Source organism: Levilactobacillus spicheri DSM 15429 (assembly GCF_001435095.1).
Classification (GTDB): Bacteria; Bacillota; Bacilli; order Lactobacillales; family Lactobacillaceae; genus Levilactobacillus; species Levilactobacillus spicheri.
Map to the genome: position 1 here is coordinate 105,270 of NZ_AZFC01000002.1, position 13,608 is coordinate 118,877.

Here is a 13,608-nt window from a genome sequence, read left to right on the forward strand (position 1 = left end):
TTCATTCTTCCTTATCGTTTGAAGACGTTCCGTCGGCCTTTCCCTGCGGGGAGTAGTGCTGGGCCTCCTGAATCTCTTCGCGAATTTCGGACATTTCGGTGTCCAGCTTGAAGGCCGCCTCCGCCGCACGTTGCAGCCGTGCGCTGAGATCGTCCGGAAAGGCACCCTGGTACTTGTAATTTAAGGAGTGCTCGATGGTGGCCCAGAAGTTCATGGCCAGCGTCCGCACCTGAATCTCCGCTAAAATCTTTTTCTCGCCGGTCACTAACTGCACCGGGTATTCGATGACGATGTGGTAGGACCGGTAGCCACTCGGCTTTTCGTTGTGGATGTAGTCCCGTTCTTCCAAGATGGTCAGGTCGGTGCGCTGCCGCAACAGGTCGACCACCTGGTAGATGTCCTCCACGAACTGACACATGATCCGCAGGCCCGCGATGTCTTGCATGTCCTGCTCGAGGCGTTCCTCGCTCACGTGGCGGCGGGTCATCTTTTCTTTAATACTGGGAACGGGCTTGACCCGCCCCGTCACGAACTCGATGGGTGAGCGTTGGTTGCGGTTTTCGAATTGTTTGCGCATGCCCCGTAGCTTCACCTTAAGCTCGCTAACGGCCTGTTGATAAGGTAATAAAAACTGGTCCCAATTTTCAATCATGACAACTTTCCCCCAACCTTAATTCCGCGTTTCACTTCTCGATTTTACCATAGTTTTCTCAGAACCGACTCTAATTACCCACTTTCCCAGCGACAAATTGCTCACTTCCGCGCAAGTGCCTGAGCTAACTTTGACGAGGCGTTTAGCTTTACCTCCTCCCCAAAATGTAGCATGATTAGGTTGCGTTAAAAACGGTAAGATGCTTGAGGAACTTAACCGGCAAACAAACGTTCTGATTGCGTTTTTTAAAATTTTTGCTAATGTAGTAGTGTTGTCGTCGTGTCGTGATTCCCCCCGAATCAGGGCACTCATGCAGATATTAGGAGGAAGCAATGTGTTAGAAGTTTATTTGTTCGTTAACCCACTGGGCGCCCGTTGTATGCGCTCCGAGCAAAATATCATGAAGTTGGCTGACCACTTAACGAGTAAAGTCTCGTTCCAATTCGTTCCCCTGCTGAACCAGCAGATCGTGGAACAAGCACTCCCCACGGTTCACCCGTCATTGGCCCAACGCAACGATTGCTTTCAGACCTACTACCAGGCCATCCTGGCTTACAAAGCGGCCCTATTTCAGGGTAAACGCAAGGGGCGGCAATTTCTGTTGAACCTGCAAACGGCCGTGATCAACGACCACCAAGCACTCTCAACCGACCTGACCCGCTCTCTGGCCCAGACCTGCCGCCTCGACCTCGACATGTTCGAGGAAGACTGCCAATCCGATTTGGCCAAACAAGCCTTTCAAACCGACCAAAAACTCGCAGCGGAGATGAAGATCCAACAACCGTCTTCCGCGGTCATCTTCAACTGTGACGTTTCCGAATACGGCCTCCTCTTGAACGACGTGACCTATGAAGCGCTCTGTGACGTCTGTGAGCACCAGGGCGTCGCCACCAAGGCAGCCCTCATACAAGATTCCACGCCAGCCCCCCTCGCTGCCGAAGGAATGGGCCACCGCCCGCACCTCCACGTTTTATAAGCAACCTAACGCGTTTAACTTCCGAGACCGACCCTGCTGGGGAGGCCTTTTTTTGTGGGAAAAATTCGTAATTTTAGTTCGTTAGTATGGTATGATAAACCCAATTAACTTAACGTTTAAAGGGGCGACACCATGTCAATTGCCATCGTTACCGATACCGCAGCTTACCTGACGACCGAACAAGCTTCCCGCTACCACATCACCGTGCTCCCCATTACGGTGATTCTCGGCGACCACCAGTACCCGGAATCCGCCGTGACCAACCAGCTATTTTACGATTACCTGCAGAGCGGCCAGCCCTTACCCACGACGGCCCAGGTCTCGTTGGGCCAGATAGAAACGGCCTACGATCAGCTGGTCGCCCAGGGCGTCACCCAGATCATCTCGATTCACCTGTCCAGTGGGATCACGTCGTTCATGAGCAACCTGAAGATGTTTTGCCAAAGCTATACCAAGGCCGCCGTTTACCCCATCGATTCGTTGGTCGCCAGCGCCGGTGAGGCAAACCTGTGCCTGCTTGCCGGGCGGCTAATCGCGGCGGGCTACGACGCCCCGGCAATCGCCGACGCCCTGATCCGCTTTCGGGACACCCAGCGGGTCTACTTCGCGGTGGACAGCCTCCGGCACCTGGCCCGGACCGGGCGCCTCAGCAACCGGTCCGCCATGGTCGGTAGCCTGCTAAACATCAAGCCGCTGTTGACCTTTGACGACGCCGGTAAGATCGTCGCCATCGGCAAGGAGCGCACTATGCGCCGCGCCTTCTCCTACATGACCAACCGTTTAGCGGCCACCCTGCAACAAGTCGACTATCCGGTGCACGCAACCGTAATCGACGCGAACAATCCCGAATTAGCGGCCCAGTGGGCGACCAGTCTGACCCAGCAGTTCCCGCAACTGCGGGTCACTCAAAGCCAGCTGGGCCCCGCCATCAGCGTCCACACCGGCGAAAAGACGATGGGCATCCTCTGGCAGCAGGATTGGCAAGAATTCTAACCCCGATACCCTAGCAACCTAAAATAGCCTGAGACTCCCGACCGCGCAAGCGCTTCGGAGTTCTCAGGCTATTTTTGTGATGTGTTTAGCTGATGGTCCCTTTCGACCGACCGTTAAACCGACCCTTACTGGCGCTTCAACTGCTCGGCCAGCTGCTTGAATTCCGCTAACCGGTCATCGAAGGTCTGAAAGGCCGTTTCCAGGTAATCCGGTTGGGTCATGTCGACGCCGGCCTTCTTCATCACGTTCAGCGGCAGGTCCGAGCTGCCGGACTTCAGGTAGCCCAGGTAGGCGTCGCGCTTAGCGGCATCCCCGCTCAAGATTCGTTGGGCCAGGGTCGTGGCCGCGGCGAACCCGGTCGAGTACTGGTAAACGTAATAGTTGTAGTAGAAGTGTGGAATCCGGGTCCACTCGTCCGCGATTTGCGGATCGGAGACGACCGCATCCCCGTAGTAGCGGTGATTCAGCTTCCCGTAGAAGTCACTCATGAAGTCGGCGGTCAACGATTGGCCGGCCGCGGCCTGCTGGTGAATGTAGTCTTCGAATTCGGCGAACTGGGTCTGCCGGTAGACCGTTCCCTTAAAACCGTCCAGGTAGTGGTTCAGGATAAAGGCCCGCACCTTCGGATCCGTCTGGGTCTTGAGCAGGTAGTCGGTCAACAGGTTCTCGTTGGTCGTCGAGGCGATTTCCGCCACAAAGATCGAGTAATCCCCGTACTGGAACGGCTGGTTGGTCCGGGTATAGTGGCTGTGCATGCTGTGACCCATCTCGTGGACCAGGGTGTACAGGCTTTCCAGACTATCCTGCCAGTTCAACAGGATGTACGGCTTGGTGTCGTACATCCCACCGGAATAGGCTCCCGTCCGTTTGCCCTGGTTTTCTACCACGTCAATCGCCCGGCTGTCGAACATCTTCTGCACGTTCGCCACGTAGTCGGGCCCCAGAACGGCCAAGGCCTTGAGGGCCTCCTGTTGGGCTTCTTCGTAGGTGTACTTGAGACTTGGTTCCCCAGTGATGGGCGTATAGAGGTCCCACATGTGCAACTCGGGCAACCCTAACAGTTCCTTGCGCAACGCAACGTACTGGTGAAGCGACGTCAGGTGCTGGTTCACGGTCTTGACCAGCGTATCGTAGACCACGGCCGGCACGTTGTTGCCGCTCATGGCCGCCTCGCGGGCGCTGCCGTAGTGGCGAATCTGCGCGGTATAGTTGTGCGTTTTGACCTCACTGGACAGCGTTGAGGCAAAGGTGTGCCGGAACTGTTGATAGACCCGGTACAGGGCCTTAAACGCCTGCTCACGGACGGCTGGCTGAACGGACTCCAGCAGCACGCCGTAAAGCCCCTCGGACAACCGCACGTCCTTGCCGTCCTCGTCTTGGACCACGGGGAACTCGAGGTCCGCGTTGGACAAGACCCCGAACGTCTTGGCGGACGCGTCGAAGATGTCACTGGCCCCCGCCAATAACCGTTCCTCATCCGCGGTCAGGGTGTGCGCCCGTTGGCGACCCAGAACGTCAAAGTAGTGTTGATAGGCCTTGAGCTGCGGTTCCTGGTCAATCAAAGCCTGTAACTGGTCGGCTGATAAGGCCAACACTTCGGGCTCAAACCACGCCACAGCCGTCCCCACCTTGGCCGCTAAGGCGTCCGCTTGGTCGGCGAGGCCCTGGTAGGTGGCGTTTCCCGTGTCCTGGTCGTTCTTCAAGGACGCGTAGACTTCCGCCCGTTCGATCTGCCGGTATAACGCAAAGATCGCCGTGGTGACCCGGTAAAGGTCGGCCCCACTAGTTGCCAGCTGGCCCTTCAATTGCGCCGCCTGGTCCGCCGCCGTCTGAATCTCACCTAAGGCCGTGGTAAAGGCCGCGTCGTCGGGGTAAATCGTGGTCAGGTCCCAGGTTAACGCCGTGGGCACTGCTGACCGTTGAGGAATTTGTCGCATAACTGCATCTCTCCTTAAAAGTATTCTAGTCACAGTTTAGCACTTTCACCCCGATTTTTCCTCTCCAAAATCTCATCTTTCTCATTTATTTTTAAGAATCAGTCACCCACTGCGGTTGCTGCTGGACCACCCAGCCCCCGGTAGCCCGGCGTAAATAACCGGTCCGCTCGAGGTCCGTCAGTAGTGCGTGTAGCGCGAGAGCCACCGCCGGCCGCGCGGAAAACTGGACTGCGGTCGCCTGGCCGCCCACCAGTTGCAAGGCTTGCCACCCCCACCGCTGCAGCTGGGCGGGCGTCACCCGGGGTCCCGCGGCGAACAGCCACGCGCCCACCAGGATGCGCCACAGCAACACGCCCCGGCCAAAGATCGGCGGGGTCGCCTGGTTACTTGCGAGGACCGTCGGAAACTGAATCAGGTGATGGTGTAACCCGTACAGCTGTTCTTGAATCGGTCGGAGCGGGGCCGCTCCCCGCAGCAGGGCCAGCGACCAATTGTGCCGCACCCGCGCCAGGTTCAGGGGCCGCGGGTGAAAGGTCCGCGGCTGCCCCGCCAAGAAGGCGCGCAGCGTGGGGACCCGACTGACCCAACCCAGGTACTGGCCCAAAGCGTCTTGCTGCAGGTGGTGCTTGACGCGTAGGCACTGGTCGGCGACGTCCCAGAAGAGCAAGCAGAGCCCCCACCGGGGCAGCCACCGCGCGTACCGTTCGATCAGCCGCCAATTCAGCCGTTGCCGGGCGTACCGTCGGCCCAACAGCCAGATGACCGGGATCCCCAGCTGCCGGTACCCGGCGGTGCGGGCCGCCACCTGGTCCACCGCCAGCGGGCTGCATTGAAACTCCAGCGCCACGGGTCTGGGCGTCCGGGCCCCCCAGACGTCGGCGCGTTGTTGGATGGTGGGCAGCACCCGTTCGAAGCTGGTGGGCCCCCAGGGACGAAAAAACAGAGCCAGCTGCCGTTTTCCCGTCACGTGCTCGGCGGTCTCCCCCTCCCCGCCACTCCAGCAAGCCGTCTGGGGCCGGTGGGCAAAGTACGGCGCGACCTGGTGGCCCCGGTGAAGACACACCACCTCGTGGCAGGCGGGACAGCGGTAGGTCACCTGGCGGGTCGCGTTACGCGCGTCGATCAAATGGTGCTGGTATTCAGCCATTAGCATGGTCAGTTCCCCCTTTTCCCTTAACTCCGTGAAGACCCCCCAAAATTTACGTCCGGACACAAAAAAACGACCACCCATGCGGCGGTCGTCGTTCATGTTTGCTTACTCAGTGATTACTTCTCGGGAAAGTGGGCGATCACCTGGTAGATGGGCCCCTTCGCCGAGAATTTTTGTTCGTATTCGGTCTGAATATCCTCGACCCCGTCGGTCGCCTGGTGCAGGTCCAACCACACACCGTCGAAGACCATCCGGAAGTTATTGAGGCTTTGGAGCGAGTACTCGAACAAGCCCCGGTTATCGGTCTTGAATTGGATCTGACCGCCCGGCTGCAGGACGTCTTGGTAGTGCGCCAAGAAGACCGGCGACGTTAAGCGGCGTTTGGTATGCCGCTTCTTGGGCCACGGGTCGGAGAAGTTCAGGAACAGTTCGGCCACCTCACCCGCGGCGAAGAACGTGTTCACGGCTTCCCCGTCGGTGTGGACCATCTGGATGTTCGTGAGCTCACTGGCCACGACCTTCTTCAAGGCGGCCGCAATCACCGACATCTGAATCTCGATGCCAATGAAGTTCCGTTCCGGGTGTTGCCGGGCCATCTCCACGATGAACTGACCCTTCCCGGTCCCAATCTCGACGTTTAACGGTTGGTCCTTGGGGAAGCGGCTATGCCAATTGCCTTTCAGCTCTTCGGGGGCCGTCACCATCAGGTCCTGGTGGTCGGCTAAGTAGTCCTTAGCCCAGGGTTTGTTGCGCACACGCATACTCGTATTTCCTCCTTATCAAGACGGCGGGTCGGAAGAGACCTCCCGACCCGCCGCGATACCTAATCATTAACTGACTCACGCGTCAGTTTTTCTAATAAAATTAAATGTTGGTTCATTATCTGGAAGCGTTGCTGCCGGTAACTCTCGGCAATCACTGTGATGCAGTGCATCCGGGCGTACCAGTTGACCCGCGCCGTCAGGGGCGCGGTCACCCGCTCGCCGTAGTCTTGCAACCAGCGGTGCCACTCCTCCAAGGGAACATACTCGCACAGGAGACTTCCCAGATCAAACGCGGGATCCGCAAAGGTCGCCGCGTCCCAATCGACCAGGTACAGCCGTTGACGATCGGATAATAGCCAATTCTTATGATTCAAATCACCATGACATACTTCATACGCAGTCGCGGGCAATTGCGGTTGTTCCGTCTGTAAGGTTTGCAGGGCCCGTTGAATCAACGGGTGCTGCCGTAACTCCGGCGCAAGCGTCGGGGCCAAACGGTCCAGCAATTGGGCGGGCGTCGTAGATCGGCCGCCGACTTTGGTTAACATATCATGGAGTAACTGGGAATGGTGCACCCGATGAAGCAGTCGTGCCACCCGTTGCTCACGCATTTCCGAGCGCCGAAGCGTCCGACCATTCAGCCACTCCTGCGCGGTCATCACGTCGCCGGTGGTCAGACGTTTGGTCCAGACCAGCCGGGGCGTGATGCCCTCCATCGAGAGCGCCGCGAGGAACGGTGACGCGTTTTGCTTCAAAAAGACCTTCTGTGAAGCCTTGGTGCCCATATACGCCGTTCCGGTATTTCCGCCAAGCGGATAAAGTTGCCAGCCATCACGCATATTCGGTGCCATCGTGCCACCCCCTTCGTAGATTCGTCAGCTATTATCAATTTTAGGGGGAAAATGGATTGGCGTCAACCTTTATTTTGCGCCGCCCGCTTTAACCGTTGCGGCGTGTAGATCCGCGCCAGGTACCAGACCTCCAATACGGCCACCACCAGGGTCACCGCCGCCGGCATCAGCTGCCGGTTGGCCAGGACCACGACCACCCACAGCAGAACCGCCGTGGTCGTCAGGATCACCGTCACCAGCGTCACGAAGCTGTGCAGCCGCTGTTCCCAGGTCAGTGGGTACACGTGGGTGAACACGATGTCGTCATATTGCTGGAAGAACGGCAACAGCTGAAAGCCAATCAGGTAAATGAACAGGGCCGTCAGGATCACCGGCAGCCAGGTCCCCTGGATGAACGCCAGGAGCAGCATGCCGATCACGGTCAGCCGGACGACCAAGCCGCTAAACTCGGTCCCCCGCAGCATCCCCCGGGCGTACAGGTACAGGTAGGCCTGGTCGTGACGCACCGGAATGCGGCGGAGCAGGCCGTCGAGGGCCTTGCGCCGGTGAATCGTGCCCGTGACCATCGGGACGTCGGTGAAGAGGTTAAAGAACCGGTAAATGCCGAGCATCCGGTTATCCTCACTCGCAATCTGTTGCCGCCAGCGAATCTGCTGGTGAGCCCAGTGGCGTTGCAGCCACACGGCCACCGCCCCGTCGGCAATTAGGGCCAGCACCACCGCCGCGATGGGCGTGCCCCACAGCCCCACGGCCAGGATGACCAGGCTCAGGCCCCATTTGACCGGCCAGTGGTTCATCCGGCGTTGCCCGGTGACCTGGTAGGCACTCGCGAGGTCCAAGCGTAACAGGGTATCCTTCAAGACCACTTGCGCCACCACTAAGCCCGCTACCATGGCCAATGACCAGGTCAACGTGACCCGCAAGAACGGCGTCAGGATGAACAGGACGATCAGTTGGGTCGCCTGAGCCAGCCACTGGCTGTACCGCCGCGCCGCCACCAAGTACGCGTGCATCGCACGTTCCTTGGGCAACAGGAAGACCCGGTCGGCGTCCTCGATGAGCGTCGCGAACCGACCGATCTGGGCGGTAATGGTCAACACCACCAGGGCGACGAACGGGGCCCACCAGAGGCCGGCCGTGAGCGACTTCAAGACGTTGGAGTACCCCAAGCCCAAGCCCCCAAGAAAGAACAGGAGGGCAAAGACGAAGAAGTCGTTAAACACTAACCGCAGGTACTTCGCCATTTCCCGGAGATGGCGGGCCCGACGGTTCTTAAAGAGTTCGATCATGCGCGATCGACCTTCGTCATGGACAGGTAGATATCGTTCAGTGATTCTCCCGCTTCCGGAAGAGCGGCTTGTAATTCACTCAACGTTCCCTCTGTCTTGACCTGGCCCGCGTGCAGCAGCACAAAGCGGTCACAGTACCGCTGGGCCGTGTCCAGCACGTGGGTCGACATCAGGATGCTGGCCCCCTGCTTCTTGCGGTCCTCGATGAGCTGCAGGAGGTCGTTGACCGCCAGTGGGTCCAGGCCCAGAAACGGCTCATCAATAATGAACAATTTTGCTTGGGTCAAGAAGGCACACACGATCATGACCTTTTGCTTCATCCCCTTGGAAAAGTTCGCGGGGAACCAGTCCAGCTTGTTGTCCAAACGGAACGTCTTCAGTAACGCGTGGGCCGTCTGCCAGGCCTGCTTTTGATCCAGATCGTAGGCCATCATCGCCATTTCCAGATGTTCGCGCAACGTGAGCTCTTGGTAGAGCACCGGTGTTTCGGGAATGTAGGCGATCTGTTGCTTATACGCCTGACTGTCCTGGGTAATCGTGATACCGTTGATCGTGATCGTCCCCTTATGCGGGGTCAATAATCCAATGATGTGGTTGATCGTCGTGGACTTGCCGGCCCCGTTTAAGCCGATCAATCCCACGAGCTCACCGTCTCGTACGTCAAAACTAATATCTTTTAAGACGGGAATTTGGGAATAGCCCCCCACAACATGGCTAACCGTTAACGCCATAAAAATCCCTTCATTTCTTCTAAATTAACCGCCCTATTATACCATAGTCCGCCCTGTAAACGAACGACCGGGATGAACTGGGAGGGATGGGTGGTGTATAATGAATGAAACCGAAACGAAAGAAGGAGTTTTCATGGCATCAATGACCCTCGAACCACACTACGCAGATGATTGTGTCTTTTGCAAGATTCTCCAGGGACAGATCCCGAGTTACACCGTTTATGAAGACAACATCGTGAAGGCCTTTTTGGACATCTCCCAAGGGACCCCCGGCCATACGCTGGTCATCCCCAAGACCCACGTTCAGGACATCTTCGCCTACGACGCTGACCTGGCCGCGGCCGTCTTCTCCCGCATTCCCAAGATTGCCCGCGCCATTCAGGCGGCCGATCCGACGATCACGGGGATGAACATCGTCAACAACAACGGGAAAGTGGCCTACCAATCCGTATTCCACTCCCACTTCCACCTGGTTCCCCGCTACACCGACCACGACGACTTCAAGATGATTTTCCAAGACAACTCGGGGAACTATACCCCCGCCAAGTACGCGGCCATTCAGGACGCGATCAAGTCAAATCTGGAGGGTTAAACGATGGGAATTGGACGATTGATTCTGGGAACGGGACTGGCGGCCGGCGTTGGTTTCGCCACTTATTTAACGTTGACCCATCAAGATCCCGTGACCTGGGGCCACAACGTGAAACGCCAAGCCCAGCAGACTTCCGCACAATTAGAAGCGATTCGCCAGGCGAAAGACCGGGTCGCGGCCAACGCGCAGAAGCTCTCTGACGCCATCGAGGACGGCACGCAAACGCTCAACGCGATCCAAACACAGGTCGATAAGTTTCAATTCAAGGTGGCCCCGCGCCTCGCGGCCATCGAAGAGACCCTCGACCACCTCGACGCTTCATAAATTTGAAGGTTTTGTAAAAGTTCAGCAACCTTTTTAGGTTTGCCACTTTTTGTGTTATCATGGCTGAGTATGGTGATTACACCAATTTTGATGAATGGATGTGTTGAGTAATATGAAGAAATGGTTTATCGCCCTGGCCGGCGTGCTATTATCTGTCACGCTTGCCGGTTGTGGGAGCCAGACCGTTGCGACGACGAATGGCGGGAAGATTACCGAAAGTGCTTATTACAGCAGCTTGAAGGGAACGTCTTCCGGTAAGCAAGTCTTGCAACAAATGATCTTGAACAAGGTATTGGAAAAGCAATACGGGAGCAAGGTCAGCAAGAGTGAAGTTACCAAGCAATTCAACAAGTACAAGTCACAATATGGCTCATCCTTCAACAGCGTTCTGTCCCAAAGCGGCATGACGCAATCCAGCTTAAAGACCGAAATCCGGTCCAACTTACTGCTGAAGGAAGCCGTTAAGGACAACGTCACGGTGACGGATGCGCAACTCAAGAAGCAATTCAAGAGTTACGAACCTAAGGTCACGGTTGCCCACATCCTGGTTGCCAAGAAGTCGACTGCTACCAAGATCATCAGCGACTTGAAAGATACCAAGAAGGCTAACCTGACGACTGAATTCACGAAGTTAGCCAAGAAGTACTCCACTGATACGGCGACCAAGAACAAGGGTGGCGCTTTGACCGCCTTTGATAGCACGGATACTTCTTTGGACTCCACCTTTAAGAAGGCTGCGTTCAAGTTACAAACGAACGAGTACACCACGACGCCTGTTAAGACGCAATACGGGTACCACGTCATCTTAATGAAGAACAACCCTGGCAAGGGGACGCTGAAGGAACACAAGGCGGAACTGAAGCAACAGATCATCGACAGCGACATGAACGACAGCACTGTGCTGCACAACGTGGTTGCCAAGGTCTTGAAGAAGGGGAACGTTCAAATCAAGGATAACGACTTGAAGAACATCTTGTCAGATTACCTGTCAAGCAGCTCCTCATCCTCATCATCCAAGTAAGCCGACCCGTTCGGTCAATCAAAAACACGCTCCGTCAACTGACGGAGCGTGTTTTTTGTTGGGAATAATTAACGGAACGCGTAACAGCCACCCCCAACCAGCAGCATGTTCTGCTGGTTGGGGGTGGCTGCTTAGTAAGTGATGCTTTACCGGTCAGAACCGAGAAACAAGTGAATGCTCATCGAAGCCTTTTAACACTGCTCACACGGGGGCTGACCGCTCCCCTATTCTTTCGCCTGAACCAGGGTCTTATTCGCCGTTACCAACTGGCCGTTCGTGAGGACTAGCCGCGTCGTCAGGTGGTAATGGACTAATCGCCGAACCTGTAAGACCTGCCCCCGCCGGTAATGCCGTTGCTTCCCCGTCAGGTTAACGTGCTGATACCCATTCACTCCCCGGAGACCGATGACCCGCACCCGGGCTGGTCGCCGCTGGTAGTACAAGTGGGTCACGTAGGTCGCCTGGGCGGTCAGATATCCCGTACGGCCAAACGTGCGCGACCCGTGGTTGATATCCCGGACCCGATAACGTAACCGTCCTTGGCGCGAGCGGGCGTATCCCGTGACCACAAATTGGGGCCGCCGGATTCGGGGTTGCTTAGGATAGAAAGCACGGCGGGTCTTCGCCGTAAAGGTCGGGTAACGGTACAGCCCCACCTTTTTGAGGGCGTAGACCGCCTGTCCCTTTTGAACGACTGCCGGCCCCACCGAATCAGACGACGGCCCTTCGACCGACGAGGCCGGACTATCCGTGGCGGCCGAACGAGAACTGCTGTCTGACCCGGCAACGGTATGAGAATTAGTCCCCGCCGGAGTGGACATGCTCGTGCCAGCCGAACGACTTGCCGAACTACCGGACGAATGACTTTCCCGTTCCAGCGGAATCTTGACCAACGTCGAGATAGGATGGTTCCCACCAGACATCATGTTGGCCCACACCGATCGCACCGTCAGTGAGGAGACATCATCGGGAATGTTCTGAATGACCATCCCCAACAATTTGGGTTGCGATATCTCTGGGATCAGCTTTTCCGCGATTTGCTGGTCTGCCGCTGACGTAATGGCATGTTGCCACGGGTAGATTGCCCCCCAACGATGATCGGCATAATCGATCTGATTCGTTGCGTACAGTTTATCAAGGGTCAAAGGTGAGTTGATTTGCGCGGTTCTCTCCAGCTCGGGGAATCGACCATGTGATTCCTTCTGATACGCCGCCGTCTCTGCCGGCGTCTCTAATCGAAATCTTCCGATATTTGTGTTTTGGGGAGCCCCATAGCTGTGGGGGAGGAATTGGGATCCTGGAACGCCATTGGGAATCACGACACTACTGTTGTGCACCTGCAGTGCCGACGTTTCCTCGGCACTCCCCTGTTCGTTCATCCCCGTCACATTGCCATACATTCCGTACGACCCAACGCGTTCCATGGCCGAGAAATCCGTAATCTGATTATTGCTGACATCCAACTCGATATATCTGAGGCGCGTCGACTCGGCCCCCACATCGATGAGTTGGCCAAATCCCTTGTTGCCAATATCGTCGTTATAAAAATTCACATAGGTCCCCGCCACCACATTCGGCCGCGGATCAAGATACTCCACGCACTTGAGCAGCTGCGCGGCCTTTTGGTCAAAATTCGGTTGTTGGTCGACCTCGACCGTCCCGAAGATATGGGCGACGGCACTCATGCCCGTCCAGTTTAGAATCGGCCGGGTCACCGGTGCCTCATCCCAGTCCGGTGAGATAAGAAAATGGACATCCGTCGGTATAATCCGGCTAAAGTCGGAATCTGGCAAGGTCTCCCCGTGCTTGATCACGTTGACCGCCGCCTGCAGGTTATCGTCAACCTTGACATTCAATGCGTCGGCAACGACCGCCGCTAGGACCGCATCTGGGAAAACGTCCTTGATTGGCTGATTGGCGTTTACCGGCGCCTCGAGTTGCCGCTTGAAGGCCGCATCCGATAAGGTCTTCTGGGTTTGCGTCTTCTCCGCCAAAGAGACCTGGGTCGCCGCGTGCGTCACCACCGGCCGCCCCGTCATCCCTAGCGCCAATCCAATTCCCAGCGCGATGCCGACTGATCCCCTGATCCATCGTTGTTTCCGTTGCATATCCCCATCTCCATCTTTTAAACTCGTCTTCTGCCGCTATAGCCGTCCTAATCTTTTTCAAACCACAACCCGTCATGCCGGCTACAGCGGTTCTATACAAATATTATTATAAACAACTTCCTTTCAAAACATAAGTGGCGGCGTTAACAGTCACGACCGTCATGTAGCTTAAAAAACGCCATCGCGGTCAGCATCACCGCGATGGCGTTAAATTTTAGTG

13 protein-coding genes are annotated in these 13,608 nt (G+C 56.7%); 5 read left to right on the forward strand and 8 right to left on the reverse strand.

Annotated features, from left to right (window positions below):
* Position 1 precedes the first annotated feature (1 nt).
* Positions 2-652 carry a GTP diphosphokinase gene (gene yjbM, locus FD37_RS01050; protein ID WP_045808095.1) on the reverse strand — a complete coding sequence of 217 codons (651 nt, stop codon included), beginning with the start codon at positions 650-652 and terminating at the stop codon, positions 2-4.
* Between the two features lie 334 nt (positions 653-986).
* Between yjbM and FD37_RS01055 the strand changes: the two genes are divergently transcribed.
* Positions 987-1,628, forward strand: coding sequence for a DsbA family protein (locus tag FD37_RS01055; RefSeq protein ID WP_056962840.1), 642 nt, complete (start codon positions 987-989; stop codon positions 1,626-1,628).
* 132 nt (positions 1,629-1,760) lie between these two features.
* Positions 1,761-2,621 (forward strand): DegV family protein, encoded by an 861-nt coding sequence (locus FD37_RS01060; protein WP_056962842.1) that lies wholly within the window; start codon positions 1,761-1,763, stop codon positions 2,619-2,621.
* A gap of 125 nt (positions 2,622-2,746) precedes the next feature.
* On the opposite strand, the gene pepF is transcribed toward FD37_RS01060, so the two are convergent.
* The 6 genes from pepF to FD37_RS01090 form a co-directional block, all read right to left on the reverse strand.
* Positions 2,747-4,558 (reverse strand): oligoendopeptidase F, encoded by a 1,812-nt coding sequence (gene pepF, locus FD37_RS01065; protein WP_056962844.1) that lies wholly within the window; start codon positions 4,556-4,558, stop codon positions 2,747-2,749.
* A 91-nt stretch (positions 4,559-4,649) separates the two neighbouring features.
* Positions 4,650-5,711: a competence protein CoiA gene (locus FD37_RS01070; protein ID WP_056962846.1), complete on the reverse strand. Its 1,062-nt coding sequence runs from the start codon at positions 5,709-5,711 to the stop codon at positions 4,650-4,652.
* A gap of 113 nt (positions 5,712-5,824) precedes the next feature.
* Positions 5,825-6,469, reverse strand: a complete 645-nt coding sequence (gene trmB / locus FD37_RS01075; protein WP_056962848.1) for a tRNA (guanosine(46)-N7)-methyltransferase TrmB — start codon at positions 6,467-6,469, stop codon at positions 5,825-5,827.
* 62 nt (positions 6,470-6,531) lie between these two features.
* Positions 6,532-7,323 (reverse strand): phosphotransferase family protein, encoded by a 792-nt coding sequence (locus FD37_RS01080; protein ID WP_056962851.1) that lies wholly within the window; start codon positions 7,321-7,323, stop codon positions 6,532-6,534.
* Between the two features lie 62 nt (positions 7,324-7,385).
* Positions 7,386-8,612, reverse strand: coding sequence for an ABC transporter permease (locus FD37_RS01085; protein WP_045808088.1), 1,227 nt, complete (start codon positions 8,610-8,612; stop codon positions 7,386-7,388).
* Positions 8,609-9,343, reverse strand: coding sequence for an ABC transporter ATP-binding protein (locus FD37_RS01090; RefSeq protein WP_045808087.1), 735 nt, complete (start codon positions 9,341-9,343; stop codon positions 8,609-8,611). Before FD37_RS01090 ends, FD37_RS01085 begins: the two co-directional genes overlap by 4 nt.
* A 133-nt stretch (positions 9,344-9,476) precedes the next feature.
* Here FD37_RS01090 and FD37_RS01095 point away from each other — a divergent pair, with 133 nt between their 5' ends.
* The 3 genes from FD37_RS01095 (at position 9,477) to FD37_RS01105 (ending at position 11,280) form a co-directional block, all read left to right on the forward strand.
* Positions 9,477-9,935 carry an HIT family protein gene (locus tag FD37_RS01095; RefSeq protein ID WP_147007669.1) on the forward strand — a complete coding sequence of 153 codons (459 nt, stop codon included), beginning with the start codon at positions 9,477-9,479 and terminating at the stop codon, positions 9,933-9,935.
* A 3-nt stretch (positions 9,936-9,938) separates the two neighbouring features.
* Positions 9,939-10,259, forward strand: a complete 321-nt coding sequence (locus FD37_RS01100; RefSeq protein WP_045808085.1) for a hypothetical protein — start codon at positions 9,939-9,941, stop codon at positions 10,257-10,259.
* Between the two features lie 112 nt (positions 10,260-10,371).
* Positions 10,372-11,280, forward strand: coding sequence for a peptidylprolyl isomerase PrsA (locus FD37_RS01105; RefSeq protein ID WP_045808084.1), 909 nt, complete (start codon positions 10,372-10,374; stop codon positions 11,278-11,280).
* A gap of 224 nt (positions 11,281-11,504) precedes the next feature.
* On the opposite strand, the gene FD37_RS01110 is transcribed toward FD37_RS01105, so the two are convergent.
* Complete coding sequence (locus FD37_RS01110) at positions 11,505-13,388, reverse strand: DUF5776 domain-containing protein (protein WP_147007668.1); 1,884 nt, start codon at positions 13,386-13,388, stop codon at positions 11,505-11,507.
* Positions 13,389-13,608: the final 220 nt, after the last annotated feature.